The sequence below is a fragment of the Arthrobacter sp. 92 genome, assembly GCF_050260325.1.
In the GTDB taxonomy this organism is placed as follows: domain Bacteria; phylum Actinomycetota; class Actinomycetes; order Actinomycetales; family Micrococcaceae; genus Arthrobacter.
Genome location: NZ_CP189863.1, coordinates 18,828 through 41,930 on the forward strand (window position 1 = coordinate 18,828; position 23,103 = coordinate 41,930).

General features: G+C 66.5%; 25 protein-coding genes. 14 read left to right on the plus strand and 11 right to left on the minus strand.

The features are described from left to right. The first annotated feature begins 28 nt into the window (after nt 1-28). Complete coding sequence (locus ACP4XC_RS00090) at nt 29-988, plus strand: hypothetical protein (protein WP_427172849.1); 960 nt, start codon at nt 29-31, stop codon at nt 986-988. A gap of 20 nt (nt 989-1,008) precedes the next feature. Here ACP4XC_RS00090 and ACP4XC_RS00095 read toward each other — a convergent pair whose 3' ends face one another. Beyond that, a complete protein-coding gene (locus ACP4XC_RS00095) occupies nt 1,009-1,461 on the minus strand; it encodes a YchJ family protein (protein ID WP_427172850.1) in 453 nt (150 codons plus the stop codon). Between the two features lie 245 nt (nt 1,462-1,706). On the opposite strand from ACP4XC_RS00095, the gene ACP4XC_RS00100 reads away from it, so the two are divergent. From ACP4XC_RS00100 to ACP4XC_RS00115, 4 genes are all read left to right on the plus strand, one after another. Continuing rightward, nucleotides 1,707-2,360 carry a hypothetical protein gene (locus tag ACP4XC_RS00100; RefSeq protein ID WP_427172851.1) on the plus strand — a complete coding sequence of 218 codons (654 nt, stop codon included), beginning with the start codon at nt 1,707-1,709 and terminating at the stop codon, nt 2,358-2,360. Between the two features lie 119 nt (nt 2,361-2,479). Then, a complete protein-coding gene (locus tag ACP4XC_RS00105) occupies nt 2,480-3,484 on the plus strand; it encodes an aldo/keto reductase family protein (protein ID WP_427172852.1) in 1,005 nt (334 codons plus the stop codon). Between the two features lie 3 nt (nt 3,485-3,487). Continuing rightward, nucleotides 3,488-4,342: an SDR family oxidoreductase gene (locus ACP4XC_RS00110; protein ID WP_427172854.1), complete on the plus strand. Its 855-nt coding sequence runs from the start codon at nt 3,488-3,490 to the stop codon at nt 4,340-4,342. A gap of 91 nt (nt 4,343-4,433) precedes the next feature. Further along, nucleotides 4,434-5,543, plus strand: a complete 1,110-nt coding sequence (locus tag ACP4XC_RS00115; protein WP_427172855.1) for a sulfite oxidase — start codon at nt 4,434-4,436, stop codon at nt 5,541-5,543. 64 nt (nt 5,544-5,607) lie between these two features. Here ACP4XC_RS00115 and ACP4XC_RS00120 read toward each other — a convergent pair whose 3' ends face one another. The 7 genes from ACP4XC_RS00120 to ACP4XC_RS00150 all read right to left on the minus strand — a co-directional run bounded on the left by ACP4XC_RS00120 (nt 5,608) and on the right by ACP4XC_RS00150 (nt 11,778). Next, nucleotides 5,608-6,489 carry a cytochrome c oxidase assembly protein gene (locus ACP4XC_RS00120; RefSeq protein ID WP_427172856.1) on the minus strand — a complete coding sequence of 294 codons (882 nt, stop codon included), beginning with the start codon at nt 6,487-6,489 and terminating at the stop codon, nt 5,608-5,610. Nucleotides 6,490-6,574: 85 nt separating this feature from the next. After that, nucleotides 6,575-7,294, minus strand: coding sequence for an SGNH/GDSL hydrolase family protein (locus ACP4XC_RS00125; protein ID WP_427172857.1), 720 nt, complete (start codon nt 7,292-7,294; stop codon nt 6,575-6,577). 127 nt (nt 7,295-7,421) lie between these two features. Then, nucleotides 7,422-8,219, minus strand: coding sequence for an SDR family NAD(P)-dependent oxidoreductase (locus ACP4XC_RS00130; RefSeq protein WP_427172858.1), 798 nt, complete (start codon nt 8,217-8,219; stop codon nt 7,422-7,424). Between the two features lie 89 nt (nt 8,220-8,308). Beyond that, the gene (locus tag ACP4XC_RS00135; protein ID WP_427172859.1) at nt 8,309-9,829 is read right to left on the minus strand and encodes a DUF4389 domain-containing protein; all 1,521 of its coding nucleotides are present in this window, start codon (nt 9,827-9,829) and stop codon (nt 8,309-8,311) included. A gap of 52 nt (nt 9,830-9,881) precedes the next feature. Beyond that, on the minus strand, nt 9,882-10,328 hold the full coding sequence (locus ACP4XC_RS00140; protein ID WP_427172860.1) for a flavodoxin family protein: 447 nt from the start codon (nt 10,326-10,328) through the stop codon (nt 9,882-9,884). Further along, on the minus strand, nt 10,325-11,380 hold the full coding sequence (locus ACP4XC_RS00145) for a zinc-dependent alcohol dehydrogenase family protein (protein ID WP_427172861.1): 1,056 nt from the start codon (nt 11,378-11,380) through the stop codon (nt 10,325-10,327). The genes ACP4XC_RS00140 and ACP4XC_RS00145 overlap by 4 nt, the downstream gene beginning before the upstream one ends. Then, on the minus strand, nt 11,377-11,778 hold the full coding sequence (locus ACP4XC_RS00150) for a hypothetical protein (RefSeq protein WP_427172862.1): 402 nt from the start codon (nt 11,776-11,778) through the stop codon (nt 11,377-11,379). The genes ACP4XC_RS00145 and ACP4XC_RS00150 overlap by 4 nt, the downstream gene beginning before the upstream one ends. A 450-nt stretch (nt 11,779-12,228) precedes the next feature. Between ACP4XC_RS00150 and ACP4XC_RS00155 the strand changes: the two genes are divergently transcribed. From ACP4XC_RS00155 to ACP4XC_RS00165, 3 genes are all read left to right on the plus strand, one after another. Then, nucleotides 12,229-12,369, plus strand: a complete 141-nt coding sequence (locus tag ACP4XC_RS00155; RefSeq protein WP_427172863.1) for a hypothetical protein — start codon at nt 12,229-12,231, stop codon at nt 12,367-12,369. Between the two features lie 84 nt (nt 12,370-12,453). After that, a complete protein-coding gene (locus ACP4XC_RS00160) occupies nt 12,454-13,971 on the plus strand; it encodes an amidohydrolase (protein ID WP_427172864.1) in 1,518 nt (505 codons plus the stop codon). An 89-nt stretch (nt 13,972-14,060) separates the two neighbouring features. Then, complete coding sequence (locus ACP4XC_RS00165; protein WP_427172865.1) at nt 14,061-14,702, plus strand: NADPH-dependent F420 reductase; 642 nt, start codon at nt 14,061-14,063, stop codon at nt 14,700-14,702. Between the two features lie 66 nt (nt 14,703-14,768). On the opposite strand, the gene ACP4XC_RS00170 is transcribed toward ACP4XC_RS00165, so the two are convergent. Next, nucleotides 14,769-15,266 carry a hypothetical protein gene (locus ACP4XC_RS00170; protein ID WP_427172866.1) on the minus strand — a complete coding sequence of 166 codons (498 nt, stop codon included), beginning with the start codon at nt 15,264-15,266 and terminating at the stop codon, nt 14,769-14,771. Nucleotides 15,267-16,019: 753 nt separating this feature from the next. Here ACP4XC_RS00170 and ACP4XC_RS00175 point away from each other — a divergent pair. Further along, nucleotides 16,020-16,640, plus strand: coding sequence for a uracil-DNA glycosylase (locus ACP4XC_RS00175; protein ID WP_427172867.1), 621 nt, complete (start codon nt 16,020-16,022; stop codon nt 16,638-16,640). A gap of 81 nt (nt 16,641-16,721) precedes the next feature. On the opposite strand, the gene ACP4XC_RS00180 is transcribed toward ACP4XC_RS00175, so the two are convergent. Together ACP4XC_RS00180 and ACP4XC_RS00185 are read right to left on the minus strand one after the other, a co-directional pair. Next, a complete protein-coding gene (locus ACP4XC_RS00180) occupies nt 16,722-17,999 on the minus strand; it encodes a type II toxin-antitoxin system HipA family toxin (RefSeq protein ID WP_427172868.1) in 1,278 nt (425 codons plus the stop codon). After that, nucleotides 17,996-18,328 carry a type II toxin-antitoxin system Y4mF family antitoxin gene (locus ACP4XC_RS00185; protein WP_427172869.1) on the minus strand — a complete coding sequence of 111 codons (333 nt, stop codon included), beginning with the start codon at nt 18,326-18,328 and terminating at the stop codon, nt 17,996-17,998. The genes ACP4XC_RS00180 and ACP4XC_RS00185 overlap by 4 nt, the downstream gene beginning before the upstream one ends. A 277-nt stretch (nt 18,329-18,605) precedes the next feature. Between ACP4XC_RS00185 and ACP4XC_RS00190 the strand changes: the two genes are divergently transcribed. The 5 genes from ACP4XC_RS00190 (at nt 18,606) to ACP4XC_RS00210 (ending at nt 23,101) form a co-directional block, all read left to right on the plus strand. After that, entirely contained in the window at nt 18,606-19,349 is a 744-nt protein-coding gene (locus tag ACP4XC_RS00190) for a phosphatase PAP2 family protein (protein WP_427172870.1), read from the plus strand. Between the two features lie 82 nt (nt 19,350-19,431). Then, nucleotides 19,432-20,103, plus strand: a complete 672-nt coding sequence (locus tag ACP4XC_RS00195; RefSeq protein ID WP_427172871.1) for a response regulator transcription factor — start codon at nt 19,432-19,434, stop codon at nt 20,101-20,103. Beyond that, complete coding sequence (locus ACP4XC_RS00200) at nt 20,100-21,071, plus strand: sensor histidine kinase (RefSeq protein WP_427172872.1); 972 nt, start codon at nt 20,100-20,102, stop codon at nt 21,069-21,071. Before ACP4XC_RS00195 ends, ACP4XC_RS00200 begins: the two co-directional genes overlap by 4 nt. Before the next feature lie 92 nt (nt 21,072-21,163). Further along, on the plus strand, nt 21,164-21,970 hold the full coding sequence (locus ACP4XC_RS00205) for a FadR/GntR family transcriptional regulator (protein ID WP_427172873.1): 807 nt from the start codon (nt 21,164-21,166) through the stop codon (nt 21,968-21,970). A gap of 69 nt (nt 21,971-22,039) precedes the next feature. Further along, nucleotides 22,040-23,101, plus strand: coding sequence for an asparaginase (locus tag ACP4XC_RS00210; RefSeq protein ID WP_427172874.1), 1,062 nt, complete (start codon nt 22,040-22,042; stop codon nt 23,099-23,101). Nucleotides 23,102-23,103 lie beyond the last annotated feature (2 nt).

Genomic DNA, 23,103 nt, shown 5'->3' on the forward strand with positions numbered 1-23,103 from the left:
GTTCAATGATTGAAAGCGAGAACGTGCGATGAGCAGCTCAGCAGGTCACGACGACAGACAGCCCCGACGCGCACGCAGCGAGGATCCGCTTCTGGCACGGGAAGAAAGCCTCCGGGACGAAGACCCCCGGACCAACCGCATCCACGACGCCCGGACCAACGAAACCACCCGCCTCGAGGGCGTCAGGTCCCGCGATTCCGCGGACGCCCCCCGCCACGACGCCGACAGCACTGTCCCACACGATGGTGCCGGCAATGACACCGTGAGCGGGACGCGCGTGGAGGACAGGCTTGAGGGCCGGCGCGGCTACGCTGACGCTCCGCTCGCCAGCCGGGACTACGACGACGACACGCGCTCCTACACGCCCGCCGAAGCGACGGCCCCGATCGCGGATCCCAGCCTTGCCAACCGGGAAACGGCTGTGGCGCGGCAGAAAGAGCAGTTCGGCGGCATTAAGGTCGGTTCCGCCTTCTTCGGCTGGCTGGCCGCCACCGGAACGGCCGTGCTGCTGACCGCCCTCGTGGCCGCCGCCGGCACGGCTGTGGGCCTCGCCACGAGCACTGATGTCAACACTGCAGTGAACCAGGCATCGTCCAACCAGACGGTGGGGCTCGTGGGCATTATCGTCCTCCTGGTCATCCTGTTCGTGGCCTACTACTGCGGCGGATACGTGGCCGGACGCATGGCGCGCTTCAACGGCGCCAAGCAGGGATTCATGGTGTGGGTGTGGGCAGTGATCGCCGCCGTCGTTGTGGCCCTGCTGGCCCTGATCGCCGGGCAACGGTTCAACATCCTGGCGAACCTGAACAGCTTCCCCCGCATCCCGGTCAACGAGGGCCAGCTCAACACCATGAGTATCATCGCGGCCATCGTGGTGGCCATCGTGGCCCTGGTCGGCGCCGTCCTGGGCGGCCTGGCCGGAATGCACTTCCACCGCAAGGTGGACCGGGCCGGCTTCACCCCCGTGGAAGCGGACCTGGAACGCTGACCACGCCGACCAGCGGGACCTTACGTGGGCGTGACCGTGACCGCATCCAGGTAGAACCAGCGCTTGTTGCGGCGCAGGAAACGGCTGGTCTCGTGGTGGACTCCGCGTTCGCCGTCGTGCCTGAAATGGGCTTTGAACTCAACGGTCCCCTCCGAGTCGAGGGGGCCGCCGCGGCTGGTGGACACGATATCCAGCCGCCGCCACTCCATGGCCGGGTCCAACTCCAGTTCCTTGGGCCGCGTGTCCGGATGCCACGTGCGAAGCAGGTAATCGGCATCCTGAACCACAAAGGCGCTGTACCTGGATCGCATCAACTGCTCCGCCGTCGGAGCTTCCGCCTCGCCGCGGTGAAATCGGCCGCAGCAGTCCGCGTATTGCTCGCCGGAAAGACATGGGCAGGTCCTGGCGGCGGGAGGCGCGGCCCCGGTGCTGCTGCCTCCGGATTTCGGGCGTTGCGCTTCGTGGTGGGGCACGGATCTTCCTTTCGGGGACGGTCGCCGGGGAGCCGGGAATCCGCTTTCGGCGTCTGCTGTCCGACTATAGGCGCAGAAGATGAAAAGCCGGCTTGTCATATCCGATAACAGCTTCGACACAACCCCAGCGACGCGGCGCGGGCGAACATTCCCGCCCCCGATTGACCGTATTGTTAACGGGGGTCCCTGGCCGGCGTGAACGCCGCCGGCAAGTGCGCATCGCAGGCCCGATATAGGAGCGGTAAATGGAAGATCCCACCACCATTGCCCTGAATCTGACCTTTTTCGGCACGCTTGGCGTGGCGTTTGTCATGTTCATCGGCCTCTTTCTGGTCATCGTGGCCACACTGGTGCTGGCTGGCATTGGACGACTGGTGGCCGTCATCGTCATGGCGCTCTTCGGCCGGCGCGCCGCCGTCACGCGCGGGGCTTCCGCCCGCAAGGCGCGCCCGGAGCGCGACCCGAAGAAGCGCCTCAAACTGACAGCGATCAAACCCACGGTGCGCACCGCCGTCAAACATCCCCCGCTGGCGGTCAACCGCCATGACCCCGCAGCCATGTCCGAGGACTGGGCCGCCGCGGTTGCCCGTGCGGATGCCCGCGCCACGGACCGGGCCAAGGCTGAGGCAGCCCCGGAGATCAAAGTCTCCGTGCGCGATCTGCCTGGCCCTGACGTCCCGGTTAACGAGGTCACCGCGGTGGCACCCCTGGTGGAATCCGCCATGGACCGCAATGCGCTGGTCCGCGACGCCGTGATCAGCCCTATGCCGCGTTCCTTCGAGAAACCTCCAGCGACAGGGCCGCTGGCCATGCTGGACACCGGCTCCCTGGTGTCCTTGTCCGGGCACGCCGGCATCCTGAAGGGCCAACTGCCGGTGGAACGGCGACGCGCGGGCTGATCCGCCTCACACTCGCCACCAGCCAGCTGAGCCGGAACCCCGCAGTCCTGGCGCGACGGCCCCACGGGGTGCACGGCAGGCCCTTACCCTGAGCAACTAAGTGGGCTACGGTGAAACCCATGGAATTTAGATACCTTGGAAACAGTGGCTTCAAAATCTCTGAGATCACGTTCGGCAACTGGCTCACGCACGGCTCGCAGGTGGAGAACGAGGTCGCTACCCAGTGCGTCCGGGCGGCCCTGGACGCCGGCATCAGCACTTTTGACACCGCTGACGTCTACGCGAACACGAAAGCCGAGTCGGTCCTGGGCGAAGCCCTGAAAGGCGAGCGGCGCCAGTCCCTGGAAATCTTCACCAAGGTCTTCGGCCCCACCGGTCCCAAGGGCAAGAACGACCTGGGCCTCTCGCGCAAGCACATCATGGAATCCATCGACGGGTCCCTCAGCCGCCTGCAGACCGACTATGTGGACCTGTACCAGGCGCACCGCTACGACTTTGAAACGCCGCTGGAAGAAACCATGCAGGCCTTCGCGGACATCGTCCGCCAGGGCAAGGCACTGTACATCGGCGTCAGCGAGTGGACCGCGGAGCAGATCCGGGCCGGCCACGCCCTGGCCCGGGACCTGGGCTTTCAGCTGATCTCCAACCAGCCCCAGTACTCCATGCTGTGGCGGGTCATCGAGGCCGAGGTAATTCCGGCGTCCGAGGAGCTGGGACTTTCCCAGATCGTGTGGTCGCCCATGGCCCAGGGTGTGCTGAGCGGAAAGTACCGGCCGGGCAGGCCCGCCCCGGAGGGCAGCCGCGCCACGGACCAGAAGGGCGGCGCCAAGATGATCGAGCGCTGGATGTCCGATGAGGTCCTCAACGGCGTGCAGCAGCTCAAGCCGATCGCCGACGAGGCCGGGCTCACCATGGCTCAGCTGAGCATCGCCTGGGTGCTCCAGAACAAGAACGTTGCCTCCGCCATCATGGGCGCGTCCCGCCCGGAGCAGATCGCCGGAAACGTGGCCGCCGCGGGCGTGAAGCTGGATGAGGTCATCATGGACAAGATCGACGCGGCCATCGGCTCGCTCGCCGAACGGGATCCGGCCCAAACCAAGTCCCCGGCTTCCCGCGAGGCATAGTCCATGACCACCTGGCCCGAACTCGCGGTCACCGGATCCACCGGGCAGCTGGGCGGCATGGTGGCTCGGATGCTTGCCGACGCCGGCCTCCCCCAGCGGCTGCTGGTGCGGGAGGTCGGCAGGGCCCCGGACCTTCCCGGCGCGGTTCCGGTGGTGACCTCCTACGGGGATCCGGTGCTGGCAAGGGCGTCACTGGAAGGCGTGAAAACGCTCTTTATGGTGTCCGCCGCCGAGGCCGAGGACAGGCTCCAGCAGCACTACGCGTTCGTTGATGCAGCGGCGGAGGCCGGGGTTCAGCACGTGGTCTACACCTCGTTCTACGGTGCTGCGCCGGACGCTGCTTTCACCCTGGCCCGGGACCACTTCGCCACGGAGGAGCGGATCAAGGCCTCCGGCATGAACTACACCTTCCTCAGGGACAACTTCTACCTCGATTTCCTGCCTCTGCTCGTCGGCGAGGACGGCGTGATCCGGGGGCCGGCCGGCGACGGCGTGATGGCGGCGGTGGCCCGCGCGGACATTGCACGGTGTGCTGTGGCCGTGCTGCGGGACCCCGTGATCCACGCGGGCAAGAGGTACCACCTCACCGGGCCGGAGGATATTTCCCTGGCCCGCGCTGCCGAGCTCCTCACCGAAGGCACCGGCCGGACCGTCAGCTTCCACAACGAAACCCTTGAGGAGGCCTACGCCTCGCGGGCCTCCTACGGTGCGCCGGACTGGCAGGTGGACGCCTGGGTGAGCACCTACACCGCGATAGCCACCGGCGCGCTGGCCGGACCGACAACGGACGTGCACGGGCTGACCGGACAGGATCCGCTCAGCCTGACGCAGTTCCTCGAGGAAGCCCACCACCTGTAGGCGGATCACGTCCGGGGCGAGGGCTTGACGCCCCCGCGGCGGCGGCGTAGACCTGTCAACACAAGCACCCCAGCGGCAGAATCGCAGTGCCATGACGAAGCAGATTTACCGGCGCCGTCAGACCGTGAGGCCCACGGCGCATTCAGGCGAACCCACCAACGGCCCATTGACGGCTGAGGAGCTCCAGCTTGCCGTCCGGAACCATTCAATGCCCCTGGAAGCGCTCCGGAGCGAGATCACACCACCCGGCCTGCACTACATCCTGACTCACTTCGATATCCCGTATATCGACGAGGATGCGTGGCATCTCCGGATCGGCGGCGCCGTGCGGCGGTCACTGGAGATCAATCTCAAGGCCCTCCGCAGGGACCCCGTGATCAGCGTTCCCGTGACGCTGGAGTGCGCCGGTAACGGCCGCTCCCTGCTGCGGCCGCGCCCGCTGAGCCAGCCGTGGCGCCTCGAGGCCGTGGGCACCGCGGTGTGGACCGGCGTTCCGCTGGCATATCTGCTGGCGCACGCGGGCTTGGAGGACGACGCCGTGGAAGTGGTGTTCACCGGAGCCGACGCCGGGGTCCAGGGCGGCGTCACCCACCAGTACGCGCGGAGCCTGCCGATCAAAGAAGCGATGCGACCCGACGTCGTACTTGCGTACGAGATGAACGGCAGCGCACTGCCGCCACAGCACGGGTTTCCGCTACGGCTGGTGGTTCCCGGCTGGTACGGCATGGCGAGCGTGAAGTGGCTCGAGTCGATCCAGGTGGTGACCCACCCGTTTGAGGGGTTCCAGCAGTCGGTGGCCTATCTTTACCAACGGGACGCGAACGACGCCGGCACACCGGTCACGCACATCAGGGTACGTTCGCTGATGATTCCGCCGGGGATCCCGGACTTCTTCACCCGCAGCCGGGTTCTTCCGCCGGGGCCGGTCCTGCTGAGGGGCCGGGCGTGGTCCGGTGAGGGCGCCGTGAAGCGCGTGGAGGTGGGGATCGATGGCAAATGGTTGCCCGCCCACCTCGAGCAGCCTTCGGCGCCGTTTGCGTGGTGCGAATGGACCCTGCCCTGGGTGGCGGATCCAGGTGAGCACGAGCTGGCCTGCCGTGCAACCGATGCCACGGGCGCGGTGCAGCCGCTGGAACAGGCCTGGAACTACCAAGGCATGAGCAACAACGCGGTGCAACGGGTCAAGGTCAGCGTCCAGTAGATCCCCCGGCAGTTCAGTTCCGTTTCAGTTCCGTTCAGTGCACCGAACTTGCCTGACGGTGCGCCTAGCGGCCGCGCCTGAGGTGCTCCGCATTCAGTTCGTCGAGTTCCTGGTCCGTCAGGTCATCAAAACTGCGGGCTTCCCGCTTGTCGCTCCGGGCGAACCGCATGAACATCAGGATGATCAGCGGAAGGTCGACGATTTCGCAGATGAACCACAGAATGTCACCGGCCAGCTGCTGGTCACGCAGGGCATCCGGAAACCAGCCCAGCGGTGCGCGCGTGACCAGGACGTGGTCAAGCACCTGCCCATTGAGCCGCAGCAGGATCCCGGGGACCGCGTCGATCAGCAGTTCAATAAAGACGAAGAGCAGTTCCAGGGTGATGAATGCGCTGGAACGGTGGAAGTCCGCCTCTTCGATGATGGGGAGCGCCATCAAAAGGCCGACCACCGGAATCGCGATGGTCAGGAGGGCCTCGGCCGCGGGATTTGCGCGCAGCGTGTAGAAGGCAGGGGTGAGGAACGTGGAAAACAGGACAAGCCCGAGGAGGGGAGCCACCATCGAGTTGCTCACCAACCGCACAGGGCGGCTGGACAACACGGATTCGAGCCGGGCGATGCCTCGTGGCGGGAGCGCCGACCGGGCCAGCGAGACGGGCCGGCCAAGGCCGATCAGCAGCGGCACCACGAAGAGCATCAGCGAGATCTTGAGGGTGAAGGCCCAGCGCAGCTGTTCACTGTAGACACCCGGGAACCCGCAGGTCAGCGCGGCCAGGGAGCCTAGGCCGAGGATGTAGAACGCGAGAGTCCGCCACAGCGGCCAGCGGTGCCCGTGGGCAGCTGCGGACCTGAGGCCGAGGGCGTAGAGGACGGCGGAGGCAACGATCATCGCCAAAGCAGTCCAGTCGATCTGCCAGGCGGAAACAACTACGTCAAGGGGCGGCACGGGTCCATGATAGCTGTGCTTCCTTGGAGGACGCCCTTGCGGGGATGACCGTGGATGGCACCCGCGAGGGGCGCCGGCGGGCGGTTCAGCCCGCGGCGGCCCCGGGCCCGGACAGCGCTTCCGGCGATGACTGCTCGATAATCGGGGCAATGTGCTCGAGGAGGTAATGCTGCCCGGCAACGGTGGGGTGGTCGCCGTCGGGCCCGATGAGATCATCGACGTCGCCCCTGATCCAGCCCTCTGCGATCGGGTCAACGAACTCGGCGCCCGTCCACAGGGCCGCTGTCTTGAGCTGCTCGCTGATGTCCAGGAGCCCCGGATCGGGATCGGGCGAGTAGGACGGCGGACCCACCACGATGATCTTCGCGGCCGGAGCGAGCGCGTGGGCCTCGGCAATGGCCACTGACGCCGCGCCCGCCACGGCCCGGGGAGCCTGGCCAAGGTCGTTCTCGGATCCGAAAAAGACCACCACGCCCGTATCCGGGGTGACAAACTCGTGCACCTGGGTGCCGAACGTGCCGTCCACATCACCCGGGGTAACGTAACCGCTGCCGTTCTCGGCGGCGTTGAGGACCTGGTAGCCGCTGAGAAGGGGATCTTCCCTGATCAGGGCCGGCCATGCCTGCAACGGCGAGGTCCCGTGGCCGGTGCTCAGCGAGTCGCCCACCACCACCACGCGGACGGACGGTGCCGAAGCGCCGGGGTGGAGGGCGGCAGGGGCAGCGGCCGCGGGCACAACGAAGATCAGGGCCCCCACCGCGGCGAGCCAGCCACGGTGTTTATGGGGCAGCGGGCCTGTGGACATGTTTGCTGCCTTCTGCTCCTGCGTCGCGGGCGCCGGATCCGGCACCCTTCCTGCCATTCTCCCCCGCGCGTGTTTCTCCGGTGTTTCCGGCGGCCGGCCGCAGACGCACCATCCAGACGCGGTCCGTTCAGTAATCCACAATGGCGCCGCAGGAGATGTTGACGGTGGCGTCGGTGATGGCGCCGGCCCGGTCGGAGGCGACGAACACGGCAACATTGCCCACGTCGGCGAGGGTGGCCGTCCTGTTCAGATGGGCGGATCGGTTGATTTCCTGCACAATTTCGTCACGCCCCTCGGTCTGCCACGGAATGGTTTCGATAATGCCGCCCGTCACCATGGTGACCACACGGACGCCCTGCTTGCCCAGTTCAAGAGCCCATTGCCGGCGTTGGCCCTCCATTGCGTCCAAGGCAATCTTGAAGCCGCCCAGCCCGGGCAGCGTTTGCGGTCCGGAGCCGCCAAACATCAGCACGACGCCCGCGCGCTGCTTGATCATATGCCGCGCCGCCGCGCGGGTGGTGAGGAAGTGGGTAAGAGTGGCGTTGTTGACGGGCCTCGAGAAGTCCTCCACGGCGATTTCCATTAGCGGCTGCTGGACGTCTCCGTAGGAGATCAGGTTGAAGGAGATATCGATTCGACGGGTCTTTTTCGCCACATGGTCCACGAAGGCGTTGACTTGGGCCTCGTCCAGGGCGTCAACGACGGCAGTCTCCGCGGCCCCGCCCGCGTCCCGGATGTCCCGCGCTACCTTTTCGAGCGGGTCCTGACTCCGGCCGGCCAGGTATACCGCGGCGCCTTCCTCCGCAAACGCTCTCGCGACCGCTCCGCCGATCGGTCCGCCGGCGCCGTAAACCAGGGCGGTTCGTCCTCGCAGCAGACCGGTCTCCCCGGCTGCCCTGCCCACGGTTCCGTCTTCCAGTAGCATTCCGGGCCTCCTGCCCTGGAGTGGTGAGTTCCCTCCATGATGTTCTTGTGCCCGGCAGGTGGCAAGAGTTCCGCGGCCGGCGGCGCCGGCTAGGAAAGAGGCGGCCCGGTCATTCCTTGCTCCGGCCCCGGGCTCACCGGCGGCGGAGGGTAGGGTACGGGCAGGGCATCTCCCGGATCCGCCGGCCCCATATCGAGCCGGAACGGCGGGTATTCGTCCCGCATCAGGGCCACGTAGGCGATGACGCGGTGGGTCCAGCGGTTCAGGCCCATGAGCAGGTCGAAAAGGCCTGCGTTGAAGCGGCCCGTGAAGAGCAGGATGAATCCGGCAATGATCACCAGCAGCCCGATCAGCGAGATTCCCCCGTTGTCCCGGTAGGCCACCCACGTGTCATCCACCCATCGGCCGCCGCTGGTTCCCCAAGTACGTGCCGAGCCCGTGAATGCGGCAACGATCAAGAGATGCGGGATGGCCAGAAGCCACGATTTGACCAGCACCAGCCCACGGGACAACTGCTCCGGGTAGTCGACATCGAAGTCGGCCGGATAGTCCGTGCGGGCGAGCGTGAACGGCGGATACCGGTCTGTCCCGATCGCCGCGAGTGCATAGAAGGCCACCCGCCAGTTCCAGCGAATCACGCCCACATTGAAGTTGAACAGCGAGCGCGGGTAGCGTCCCGTAAACAGGATCGCGAAGCCGGCAACGATGGTGGTCACGATGAGGGCGAACCAGAGGAACAGCAGGACGATGTAGTGCGGAATCGCCAGGAACCACTTGACCAGCCACATGCCGCGCGACAGCCCGGGGTCGAGGTAGCCAGTAAGTCTCACCGGGTATGGGGACCGGTCTGCGGCCGGCGGTGGACCGGCCGTCCAAGCTGTTGCCGGCGGCGCAGGCGGGGGAGGGGGCAAACCGGCGGGGTAATGCGGCGGAGGCCCATGGCGGCCCAGCCCCGCGGCACCGGCCACGATCAGAGGAACACCAATGACCAGGAGGGCAACGCCGCCAATCAGCAGCCCCACGAAAACCGGCAACAGCAGATCCGAGCGGACGCCCGCCTGCAGGTCCACCGCAACCGGGGTCCCGGCGTCGGCGTTCATCACCACAATGCTCCACGTTCCCGGCCGCAGGTCCCACTCAATCTGCTGGGTTCCGGGCCCCTGAGCCGAGGCTGACCAGAAGGTCTGATCGGCGGGCTTTCCTGGCACCTTGGTTCCGGGCATTTCCAGGTAGGTGGCCCGGAAGGGGGTGAAGTCCACGGCCGTGAGCTCGGAGTGGCGGACGTCTGTAAGATACTTGGCCACGTCGGCCTGGGGACCGATGCCGATAAAAAGGTCCTTGCCCGACGCCGACGTTCCTCGAAGCAGGATCCTGGCGGCGCTGTCGGCGGGAAGACCGGACGGCAGTTCCTTGTCCACCATGACGTTCATGCCGGCCGAGGTGATGGCGTGGGAGTCCACGTCGTAGCGTTCCGTGGGTGTTGTGAAATACCCGTTGTCGCGCTGCTGGAAGTTTGCCCAGCCCACGGCGCCGGCGCCGGTGAGCAGCCCCAGCCCCGCGAGGGCAGCAAGAGTGCCAAGCACCAGCATGACTATCCGGCCTGGCTTCATGGCCGCAGTCCTTTCTTCTTGCTTGCCGGGTGCCAGCAGGTGCCGTCCTGACCTACGCGCCCACCCTCGCGAGCAGGTCCTTGGCCCAAGTGGCGGCCTTATCGAGTTCGCCGCTGCGCAGCGGCCCCTCAGTGCCCTTCACGTAGAACGCCATCGGCTTCGAGACGATTTCGGCGCCACCGGCTTTGAGCGACGCGGTCATTTTTTTCGCGGCGTCGCCGTGGATGAAGAGCTTCACGCGGGTGTCGAACGCAGCGGCCCTGACACCCTTGAGACGGCCATCAGCGAGGGCCGATAGCAGTTCGGTGATCTTCGGCGTCGGGCGCCAGCCATTAATGGGACTTCCCACCACCAGCAGGTCATTCTCCGCGAGGTCGGGCAGCTTGAACTCCGTGACGGGAACGGCCTCTGCCTGTAGCGGCCCGAGGGAGCCGGCGATCGCTTCGGCCACCGAACGGGTGTTCCCGTAGGCGGAGTCATAGACCACCAGGGCTTTCACGCCGTGATCACAACCTTCAGTGCCTTGGTTTCCGCCGCGCGCGAGAAAGTGTCATAGGCGTCCAGGATCTGGTCGAAGGTGAAGTGATGGGTGGCGAACTTCTCCGCCGGCACCTTCTTCTGCGCCACCAGCTTGAGCAGCATCGGCGTGGTGTTGGCGTTGACCAGGCCCATGCTGATGTTGATGTTCTGGATCCAGAGGTCTTCCACGTGAAGTTCCACGGATTTTCCGTGCACTCCCACGTTGGCCACATTCCCACCGGGCCGGACAATGGCCGTGCACATGTTGAAGGTGGCGGGTATCCCCACGGCCTCAATGGCGACGTCCACGCCCTGACCGTCGGTCAGCGCCAGCACCTGCTCCTTCCAGTCGGCGTCGCCCGAAAGGACAACATTGGTTGCGCCGAATTCCTTGGCCTTCTCCAGGCGGTTGGCGTCCAGGTCCACGGCAACAATGGTGGCTGCGCCGTACAGCCCGGCCGTGGTTATGGCGGCCAGCCCCACCGGGCCCGCCCCGATCACGGCCACGGTGTCGCCGGGCTTGACCCGTCCGTACTGCACGCCGATCTCGAAGCCGGTGGGCAGGATGTCCGAAAGCATGACAGCCTGGTCGTCGCTGACGCCCTCGGGGAGTAGATGCAGCGAGTTTTCGGCGTAGGGAACCCGGACATATTCGGCCTGAGTGCCGTCAATCAGATGGCCGAAGACCCAGCCGATTCCGGCCTGGCCCTCGTCCCCCATGCAGTGTGAGTAGAGGCCGGTCTTGCAGTTGGCGCAGTGTCCGCATGACTTGATGCAGGAGATGATCACGCGGTCGCCCACGTGGAGGCTGGTCACCGAGGAGCCGACCTCCGTGATGGTCCCCACTCCTTCATGGCCCAGGATCCGGCCCTTCTGGACGGCGGGAACGTCGCCCTTGAGAATGTGCAGGTCGGTCCCGCAGATGGTGGTGGTGTCCACTTTGACAAGGACGTCGCTGGGATTCTGGATCTTGGGATCCGGAACGTCTGTCCAGGACTTTTCGCCGGGACCGCCGTACACGAGTGCTTTCATGCGGACTCCTTGAGTCTGTGGGTCATGGCCGGGTCCACGATGCTTAGGCGGCACGGCACTTCTGTTGAGTCGACGCCGGATGCCAGCTTGGAAAGGCGGGCGCACTCTCGGAGCTGCTCCAGGGCGGCATCCGTTACCCGGGCACGGCCCAGATCGATGATGATTTCCATGTCGTGCATGAGCGAGATCGTGCGCCGTGCGATCACGTACAGCGCGCGGAGGTTGGCACCGGTAAGCACTCCGCGCACTTCAATGCGCGCTGTTTCCAGGTCCGCATCGATACGGACCACCACTTTGAGGCGGTGATCCGTAATTTCACGGGCTGGAAGGGTGCGGGCCCCATGATGGGAGAGGACCGGGTTACGTGTAGTCAGAACGGTTCGATAGTGGTGATTCATGCGGTCCGGGATCTCCTGCCTAGTCAGGGAAGCACCTAGCGCCTTCCCCTTCCCCAAAGGTTTAGCGAGACCAGTGGTGTTGCTGCGGGCTTTTCCCTCCCCCAAGGAGCATGCGCCAATCGCATGAGTGAAACGCCTCACATCAAGAATGACGGGTGCCGGCAGCAGGGGTAAGGGACCAAAGTCCCGTGTGTGGATTTGCTCCCGGCTGGGGCGGTGGCCGATTGCGCGCGCTCTTGACATGGCAGGGCACGGAGCCTAGGACTAGCCACGTCCCACTGTCCAAGGAGCAGAAATGGATTCCACAGCCTACGGAATTGTGCACTTCTTCCGGGAGGCACAAAGGAGCAATACGAGGCCTCACTTGCCGCGGTTCACCCGGGGAAAGGGCTCCTACCGGAGGGGCAGATCTTCCACGCCGCAGGCCCGTCCGCCGGTGGTTGGACCGTCATGGCCGTCCATGATTCGAAGGAGAGTTGGGAGAAATTCCGCGACGGCATCCTCCTTCCACGGATGCAGGCAGGGATTGAGGGCGGGTTCTCGTCGCCGCCCGAAGAGACCGTTATTGATCTCTGCCAGGTCCTGCCCTAGCGACGCCTAAGACCCGTGTCGGCCGGGGGCGGGTGCCGACTTGGCGAATTGTTGCTTCGCCGTTCCGCCCCTAGCCTGTTTCGTATGTTCAACGCCGCGGCTGATCCCGCCCCATCCGACGTCGTGCTCGCCTCAGTCAGGCAGCCGGGCGATGCCGCATGCTCAAACATCCACATCAGGGACGGCCGCATTGTGGCGATAAGCGCCGCCGGCCCTGCCCGTAACGGGGACGTGGTTCATCTGGAGGGGCGCCACGTCATTCCGGGTCTCTGGGACGAGCATGTGCACATGACGCAGTGGGCGTTGACGGCCAGCAGGATGGACCTCTCGGCGGCCCGGTCGGCGCGGGAGGCCGCCGCGGCGGTGCGCGCCCGGATTGCCGGCACCGAGGCAGGCGCCGCCACCGAGTGCGCCGGCACCCTGGTGGGCGTGGGGTTCCGGGACGCTGTCTGGGTAGACCAGCCCACCCTTGAAATGCTCGACGACGCAACGCAGGGCCTTCCCGCCGCGCTCATCAGCCACGACCTTCACTGTGTGTGGCTCAACAGCGCCGCAGGCGAGCGCTACGGCGTGCGCCTGGACGCGAGCGGCCTACTCAAGGAGGAGGCGGCGTTTGACCTTACCCGCGAGCTGGGCCAACTGCCGGAGGACATCGTTGATGCGAAGGTCCTCGCGGCAGCCAAGGACGCGGCAGCCCGCGGAATCGTCGGCATCGTCGATTTCGAGATGAGCTGGAACAGGGATCCCTGGCTTCGGCGGATTGCCGGGGGATTCCGCTCCTTTCGGGTGGACGCCGGCATCTATGCGCAGGACCTCGGGCGCGCGCGGGTGCTGGGCCTGCGGACCGGACAGGACGTGCCCGGCGGCGAGGGGCTCCTGAAGGTGGGCCCGCTGAAGGTGCTCATCGATGGATCCCTCAACACCCGGACGGCATTTTGCGTCAGTCCCTATCCGGACGGAGGAAGGGGACTGCTCACAGTCAGTGAGGCGGAACTGCTGGCACTGCTGGCCGAAGCCAAGCAGGGTGGGTTGGTCCCAGCGGTCCACGCCATCGGCGACGCCGCCAACCGGGTTGCGCTGGATGCGTTCGCCGCCGCCGGTATCCGAGGGCGGATCGAACATGCCCAGTTCGTGCGGGAGGAGGACTTTGCACGCTTCGGCCAGCTGGGAGTGACCGCAAGTGTCCAGCCCGCCCATGCGCTCGATGACCGTGATGCAGCCGAAGCCAACTGGAGCGGACGCACCACCAGGGCGTTCGCCCTGCGCTCTTTGCTGGACGCCGGAGCCACTCTCGCGCTGGGGTCGGACGCACCGGTAGCCCAGCTGGACCCTTGGACCGCTATGTCGGCGGCCACCACCAGGGCCGGCGCCGATGGCCGGGGCCCGTGGCACCCGGAGCAGGCGATCACGCGGGCGGAGGCGCTGACGGCCTCGGCCCGCGGACGCACCCGTATCAAGATCGGGGACCCCGCGGACATCGTGGTCCTGGACGGCGATCCGTTGGCGGTGCCGGATGCCGTCTTTGCCAGCATGCCTGTTGCCGCCACCCTTGTTGCGGGCCGTTTCCGGCACACGGACCCGGCATTGTCCCGGGCCGAATAAGGAATGACGACGGCGGCGCTGCTCCCGGCTGTTTCCGCATGGACGAGGGCCGGCGAAATATCCCGGGCCGCGATGGTGTTGGGGCGGATATGACAACAATTGGAATCATCGGTGCAGGACACATTGGAAGCCAAGTAGCCCGTAAGGCGGTGCAGCTCGGCTACGAGGTCGTCATCAGCAACTCCCGGGGACCGGAAACGCTGGCGGGGCTCGTGGCGGAACTGGGCCCAAAGGCGCGGGCCGCCACTCCGGCCGAAGCGGCAGCGGCCGGTGATTTCGCCGTCGTCGCCGTCCCGCTCCGGAGCATAGGGGACATTCCCGTGGAGCCGCTCGCCGGCAAGATCGTGATCGACACGAACAACTACTACTGGGAGCGCGACGGCCACTTCCCGGCCCTGGACAGCGGGGAAGCCACCACTTCGGGGCTGCTGCAGGAGCACCTGCCAGAGTCCAAGGTGGCCAAAGGCTTCAACCACATCATGGCCGCGCAGATCACCTCCGACGGAACCCCCGCAGGCACCCCCAACCGACGGGCGCTTGCCACGGCCAGCAACTATGCCGAGGCAAGCCAGCTGGTGGCCAAGCTGTACGACGAGTTCGGCTTCGACACGGTGAACATCGGACCCCTGTCCGAGAGCTGGCGTGTGGAGCGGGACCGGCCGGCCTACGTCGTCCGCCAGAACGCGGCCGAGCTCACGGAGAACCTGGCCCGCGCCCCGCGCACCATCTGACGAGGACGGCCGGCCAACCAATGGTTACCCGGCCCCTTCCCTGGCCCCGGGTTCCCCTCGGATGGCTCAGTTGCCCTTGGTTCGGGCCTGCACCAGGTTGGCGAACGGCAGCCGGCCGTACTCCTGGCGGAACCCGGCGTGGTAGCTGGCCTCGGCCAGGGTCAGCTGCTCGGCGGGCAGCTCTTTCCACGCCACAATGAGAAAATCGGCATCCGCCAGCTGCCAGATCAGCCGCCCGTCCCAGTGGCCCGGGGGCTTGCCTTGACCGAAGTCGAAAAACTCCTGGATCTGCCGGCGGAGCCCCCGGTTGCCTTTGCTTCCGGGGCCGGCCTTGCCGATGTAGAGGACATCGGCGCCCTCCACCCATTCGGCCGCCAGGGCCTCCGGGGCCAGCGTGGGCACTTTTTTCTTGAAGATCCCCGCCGTGCTGCGGGCAAGGAACCGTGGCTCGAAGCCGTCGGGCCGCAGTACCGCGAAGATCCCCGGACGCTGCGGGATCCGGTTGATCTCAAGGGCAGCGAAAGTCCGGAATCCGGTGAATCCGTCGTCTTTGAGTGAGGTCATGTTGAACGGCAATGGGTTCCTTGGGTTGCTTAGACTCTGACAACCCTATTTTCGCGTGCCAAGGGCGGCGGCGCTTCCACGCGGACGGCAACGCGCGGTTCAGCGGCGGCAAAGGGGAAGCCCCATCAGCAAAAGCTGGAGGGGCTTCGACTTTTTGATTCCGTTATGACGAACATCATCTCCCGAACTTGCGGGAACCCCGGCGCTTCCTGCCTCGTCACCGACAGGCCACCCTGGATCAGATCCACGGTGTGTTCCGGGTCTCCCCTGTTGTTCGTTCCCGTCCTTCTTTCGAAGAACGTATAACTACTAATACGCCTAGTCTTCCGGTCCCGCAAGGGCCAATTTCTTCCGTATTTCTTCGGTAATTTCTTCCGTGGAGGCGGGCGTCCCGGGGTGCATCCAATGCGGACCGCGGCGGCCGGAATCTTCCCTTCACGGCCGCACCGGCGGGACGTTATCCCCGGCCGTCAAACGTCGGCCGTTAAACGCAGAACCTGCAGGTACCTTCGCGATCTCGCTAAGAGAAGGCTCGGACATTCTCATGTCCTGAACAACCCGGCGTCATCTGATGGTTACCTGCAGGCGCTTTAAGCGTACGCCCGGACCTGCGCCGCCGCTAGGGGTCCGGAGCCTCTTGCCACCACGCCGGAACACCGTTCCGCGAGAGTCCCTCCGAAACACCACACGCGTCAAAAGCGTAGAGTGGAACCAGACGCCTGATTCTGGACGCCGTGCGCTGAGGGAGAAATCGTGACGATTGACTGGGACGAAAAAAAGGCCCTGCTGCAGGAACCGAACATCGCTGCTGTAACCAGGCTTTGCGACGAACTCATGGAGAAGAAGCCGGGGTCCGTTGTCCCCTACATCGACCCCGTCCATGATGAGGACGAGTGCCGCATCGTCAGCCTCCATGTCAGCCCCGGGAAGGGCACCGAATCGGGCTTCGTCTCGCACTTCAACGATGATGAGGCCGCGCGCCGGGCCACGTCCATCTACGAGATCGTGGAGCTCGACCCCCGCTACGTTATGCCGTGGAACGCCTACCCGTGGGTGCGCGATCCGGAACTGCCCTCCGCCCTGAACGTCCAGGAGAAGACCGACGGGCTCCGGCCCTTCCGCCAGTTCCTGAAGATCAACCGCCGCGTATCGGCGATCATCGCCCATGGCGCCGACGCGCAAACTTTCCTGACTCTTTTCGAGAAGACCTACCATCAGTCCTTGAAAAACCACGGCATCAAGGTCTACAAGGCAAGCGCACTCGGCGGCCGTGCCTTCGCCGTCTCTGCCAACAAGCAGGAAGAACTGCTAAGCAAGAGCGTGGAGATCTACAAGGACGCCATGCAGCGCGCGGGTATCCAGCACCTCAGCTAGCACCAACACCAGGTAACGCCCGACGGCGGATCCCACCACAGTGCCGTCCGCACACGGGAGCGCCGGCCGCCGCCCCGGAATTTAACCCTCGAGCAGCCTGCGCCGGTGCCTGAGTTCCTTGAGCCAGGACCTGGTGACCATCGCCGAAAACGGCGAGGCGCCGTCGTCGTTCCTTGAACCGGTCCTGGTTGAAGCGGACATGGTGGTCGATGCAAAGGCCGTTCCCGCCTCCAAATCCGCCACCAGCGGGCCCGTCGCCTTCAGCGCCAGCTCCAGGAGTTGGACGGCAGCACGCTCCGTCAGCCCCAGGCCCATGGCCCAGCCCAGGAAATGGCGGCGCGAAATCCCTGTGCGCTTGCCGTCCAGCGTGAGGGCGAGCGTTTTGTCGCCGTAGACCACGGTGGAGGGGATGTCGTAGACCGGGGCGATGCTCCACTCCCCCGAGGGCTGCTGGACCATGGAGACGTTCTTCGCATGCAGATCGCCATTGCCGCTGAGCCACGCATAGGCGGCCTGGATGGCCAGGTTCCGCAGCGCCGGCAGCTGCGCCGCACAGTAATCCGCCAACGCGTGGCACACCTGCCCGTAGCTCACGTTGTATTTGTCCGCCGGATACAATCCCAGCACCTGCGCGCCGTCCTCGACAGCCAGGCGCCGAACCGCGTGCGGAGGAAGGCTGGCCGCGGCATCTCCGGCCAGTGGCACGCGGTCGAAGCGCTCCACCAGCAGTCCCGGCCGGCCCTCCACATCACGGATCAGCTGAACCCGGCTCAGCGGGATCCGCAGCCTGGCCGCATACCGGAACATCACGAACTCGTTCTCCACCACATGGGGGAATTCCGGCGCATTGAGCTTGAGGATGAACCGCCGCCCGGCGCTGGCCACGGGCATGGAAATCATGCCCGCAGACATCTTGTCCTGCACGCCCGCCAGCGCCACGGGGTCGATCAGCCCGGTATCGCCGAGCAGCGCGTCGAAGTCCACTGGCGTTCCAGGATCCAGCTCCACGGCATGCTCGTCCGGATCGAGTTTTTCGCCGTGGCCCACAATCTGCACATCGCCCACCGGGTTCGCGCCAGCGGCAATCAACAGCGACAGCTCATCATCGACGCTGGTTTTCACCGTGCGGCGCAACGCGTTCAGCCTTCGGCCCTCGGGCAACAGCCCGGTGAAATAGGGCGGTGCGGCCCCGGCCGCGGACAGCACCGGTTCGGCGGTCAGCGGCAGGGAACTTGCCACCGCCGGACCGCCCGCCGCCAGATAGCTGGGCAAGTAACTGAATTTGGTGCCGCCGTCGTGCCGCTCCAGCCGTGCGGCAAGCACCCCGGCCTTGTAGATGTCCGCCACCCGGTGCCTCATGTCCGGCTCCGCGGCTGTCCGGCATCCGGCCCTGGCACCGGCCCTGGCAGGGCGCCTGGCGCAGGTCCGGGCGCAGGTCCGGGCCCGGGGCTGCCGTCCAGGTTGCGGGGCGACGGACGCGTCCGTGTTGCCAGTTGCAGCTCCAGTCCCAGTGTTTCCAGTACGGCGATCAGGGAGTCCAACTGGATGCTGCGCTTTCCCTGCTCCACGAACCGCACAAAGCGCTCGGACACCCCGGCCAGTTCCGCCAAGTCCCGCTGGCTCAGCTGCAGGGAGCGGCGGCGGGCGCGGACGGCGGCGGCCGCCCGGTCAGCAAACGCGTCAGCCATGGCACCCTCCCGGTCCTTGTGCGGACAAGCCCGGCGGGCCCGGCCACGGTGGCGAATCCACGAAGAGGCACGATCGTGCCGCTTCATGCTCCCTGCCAGTCTATTCCCATGATCCAGCCCGTAACCAGAGCCAATTTCGGCACGAACGTACCGGAAGTTTTCGGCTGCGGGTTCCCCCTGAATAAATTCTTAGAGAATTCTTGACCTCCGTCTTCCAAACTTAAATCAGGCGCCGCATGGACGGCGCCGCAAAAAGACGAATGTGGAGGAACAGCCTGTGATCAGGACGGAACCAGGACTAGAGGGCACAACGGGCCGCACCCGCATGGCCAGGCTCCCGCAGCTTCGCCACTGGATCATGCTCCCGCTGCTCTCCGCCGCCCTGATTGTTGCCGCGGGGCTGACACTGGCATCCATGCCCGCGCTCACGGCCGCCGATTTCACCGTGGACGCAGCGTTGAGCCATGACCACACACCGGCATTGACCGGACTCGCACTCTTTATCAACACGGTGTTCAGCCCGGTTGGCGGAGTGGTGATGATCGCCGCGCTGTGCCTCTTCCTCCTGTTTGTCCGCCGCAGCCCGGTCAATGCCGTGGCCACGGGAGCTGTGGCGGCCGCCGCGTGGGTCAGCAGCGAGGTCTTCAAATTGCTCGTGGCCCGGCACCGGCCTGACGCAGCCGCACTCTTCGACCCCCTGACACCCGAGCCCGGCACCGACAGTTTCCCCAGCGGGCATACCGCCCTGGCCGTCGCACTTGCCATCGCAGTGTTCCTCCTGGCCCGCGGCACCCGCTGGCAGTGGCCGACGCTCGTGGCGGGCACGGTGGTTGCCCTGACGGTGGCCCTCTCCCGGCTCTATCTGGGCGTCCACTACCCCACCGACGTGGCGGCGTCGTTCCTCACCTCCCTCACCGGGGCCGCGCTGATCACCGGCCTGTGGAACAACTACGGGCTGTTGCTCCTGGCCCGGATCCCCATCCTCGCCCGCTTCGGCCCGATTCCCACACCGACTTCCTAGGCACACCAACCGACGGCCCCCCTGGTGGCGTCCTCCGTGCCGGCCCCTCCTGTTGGCCCCTCCTATTGGCACAATGGAGGGAATGGACGCGAACCAGAAAAAGCGCGTGCTGCTGGTGGAAGATGACCGGCAGCTCGGCCCCCTCATCGTCGAGCTGATCGGGGATGACTTCGACGTGACCCTTTCCCGCGACGGGCAACAGGGCCTGCATCTGGGCCTGACGCAGGACTGGGACGCCATGGTGATCGACCGCGGGCTGCCGCTCCTGGACGGCGCGGCGCTTATCACGGCCCTCCGCGGCAAGGGCGTGAGCACCCCGGTTCTCATCCTCACGGCCCTGGGCACGGTGCAGGACAAGGTGGACGGCCTCGACGCCGGAGCCAACGACTACCTGGTGAAGCCGTTCGACGCCGCGGAGCTGGCTGCGAGACTCCGCGCCCTTACCCGCACCTACGCGGCGCCGCCGGAGGTCCTGGAGCTGGGCGACTGGACGTACGACGCCGCCAGCCGGCAGCTGCTCTCACCGTACGGCGAGCGCGTGTCACTTTCCCCCCGGGAAGGGGCGCTGCTCCAAGTGCTGGCCGCCGAACCCGAGCGTGTCTTTTCCCGGGCGGAGCTCATCAGCAAGGCGTTCACCGAGGGCGACCAGCCCGGCGCCGTCGACATCTACGTGCATTACCTGCGCAGGAAAGCAGGCCGCGACATCATCCGCACGGTGCACGGCACCGGCTACCAGCTCGGAGAACCATCATGAATCCATCCGACGCCGACCGGTTGATCCTGCGCACCGCCACCCGCAAAGTCAGTGCCCAGATAGCCGCCGTGTGCGCCGCCAGCGTTGCCATGGTTATCCTGGCGCTGATGCTGTTTGCGGTCCACCGGTCCCAGCCTGCCGAACTCGCCGAACACCCCGCGGGCGCCGGCAGGATCTACATCGACGAGGCCGACGGACTGCTGGCCCTGGTCCTTGGCGGCATCCTGGGGGTGCTGCTGGCCGCCGGCGCCGGGCTTATCAGTGCCAGGAGCGCCGTGAAACCGCTTGGCGAGGCGCTGGCGGTCCAGCGGCGCTTTGTCCAGGACGCCAGCCACGAACTGCGCACCCCCCTGGCCGTTCTGGATGCCCGGTTGCAGCTCGCCCAGCGGAAGGCCGGGCCGGACAGCCCGGCGGCAAGCACCCTGGCTCTGCTCCGCGAGGACAGCGCCGGTCTCTCCGAACTGGTCGATGACCTGCTGCTGATGTCCGCGCCCGCACCCAGGGACGCCGAGGAGACAGTCTCCGCCGGACCACTAGTGTCTGCCGTGACGGATGACCTGAGGCTGTTGGCCAGCGGGGCGGGAATCGAGTTGGAATATTCAGGGACGGACCCCGGCATGGTCGCGGTCCCGGCGCACCTGCTGCGGCGGATGGTCACCGCCCTGGTGGAAAATGCCATCTCGCACACTCCCGATGCCGGCCGAATCAGCATCGCCGTCGGCCGGCCCGGGCGTAAGGTGCGCATCACTGTCCGGGATACGGGCGGCGGCATCACGGACATCGACCCGGACCGCGTCTTCGAAAGGTTTGCGCGCGGAAGGCCGTCCGGTCATGAGGCCGCGCGGCACAGCTACGGCATTGGCCTCGCCCTGGTCAAGGACGCGGCCCTCCGATACGGGGGCGACGTGACCGTTGCCGAAACCGGACCGCACGGGACGGTACTCAGCCTGGAGCTGCCTGCGGCGTGATTCCGCGTAAATTCAACCCTCAAATGCGCCACTTGAAGCGCAGTGACCGGCCGGCATTGACAGAGCGGTGTGACACGGGCCATACTTTTTGAATGAACCTGTCAGACAGCCGGACAGCCGGACAGCATGTTTCGGCACCTGCCAGCGCTCCGTCAGTGCCTTCGAGCGCTCCTGAGGGTGCGCCGTCCGGCGTGCCGGCGGATCTGCCGGCGAACCCGCCCTCGGCAGGCCGCATGCCGCTGGCCCGCCTCAGCGCCGCCGAGGCCGTCTTCAATGCGCTCCGCGGCGACATTGAACGCGGCGTCCTGGAGGTGGGCGCCAAGCTGAGCTCGGAGGCAACACTCGCGCAGCGCTACGGCGTGAGCCGCTCGGTGGTCCGCGAGGCGCTGCGCTCCTGCAACGCCCTCGGGCTGACCACCACCAAAACCGGCCGCGGCACGTTCGTTGTGGCCAGCCATGTGGCCAAGGACCTGGTGCTCGGCCAGTACTCCGCCCTGGACCTCACCGAGGCCCGTCCGCACATCGAAGTCCCCGCGGCCGGCCTCGCCGCGGAACGGCGCACACCCGAGGAACTTGAAGCGCTGCGGGAGATCGTGGCCGCCATGGTCGCCGAGGACGATCCCGAATCCTGGGTCAGCCTGGATTCCAGCTTCCACGCGGCGATCGCCCGCGCCAGCCGAAACAAGGTCTTCGAAAACGTGGTCTCCGATATCCGCGATGCGCTGGCGCACCAGTCCGAAACCCTCAATATGGTGGCGGACCGACAGTTCGCCTCCGACCATGAACACCAGCGGATCCTGGCCGCCATCGAGGCAGGCAATGCCGAAGAGGCCCGCGCCGCCATGAGGGAGCACCTCCATGCCGTGGGCGCGGCCCTCGATTCCATCCTGAGCCCCTAACTCAGCACAGCCCCTGGCCTCCCCCACTACTCAGCACTCAATCCGTCCGAACCACCACCCAAGGACTCCATGCCTTTCCCCGCCCTAGCCGACAACGCCCTCCTGCCGGCCACCCAGAGCCTTCCGCAGCATGTTCCCCTCGCCGCGCAGACCCGCGACGGACTGGTGGAAAGCATCCATTACGGCTCGCTGATCGCCACGGCCCAGGACGCCACAGGCACCCGGACCCTGTTCGCCGCAGGCGATCCGCTGGCCCCCTTCTACCCGCGCTCGGCGCTTAAGCCGCTGCAGGCCGTCGCCATGGTGCGGGGCGGGCTCGATCTTCCCGCCGATCTGCTGGCCCTGACTGCGGCCAGCCACTCCGGCGCGGACCGGCATGTGCTCGGCGCCCGTCGGATCCTGGAAATGCACGGACTGGCCCCGGACGTTCTGGAAAACAGCACCGACCTCCCTTACGGCACGGCCGAGCGCGAGGAATGGCTCCGTGCGGGCGGGACCGCCACACAGCTGACCCAGAACTGTTCGGGGAAGCACGCTTCCATGGCTGCCACCTGCGTCATCAACGGTTGGCCGGTCAAGGGCTACCTGGAACCCGGACACCCCCTGCAGCGGCTTGTGGCGCAAACCGTCACGGGGCTCACCGGCGAACAGCCCCTGGGTCTGAGCACGGACGGCTGCGGAACGCCGTTGTTCGCCCTGACACTGCGGGGCATGGCCCGCGCGTTTGGCCTGATCGCCCGGGCTGCGGCCATCGAAGCGGACGGGCCGGCTGCCACGATGACCGCGGAAGCCGCCGTCGGACTGGCCATGCAGCGGCACCCGGACATGGTGGCAGGCGAGCACCGCGACGTCACCGAACTCATGCGGCTCGCCCCCGGCATGGTGGCGAAGGACGGCTTTGAAGGCGTCCAACTGGTGGGCCTGCCGGATGGCCGCGCCGTCGCAATCAAGATTTCCGACGGCGGAGACCGGGCCCGTATGCCCGTCACCGTCTGTGCATTGGAGGCGCTCGACGTCGATACCGCGCCGCTGGCGTCGATCGCCAGCGGCGCGGTGCTCGGCGGAGGCCGGACCGTCGGCGCCTTCCAAGCCCTCAATTTCCTGTCCACGCCCGTCAACGAAGCCCCGTGAGG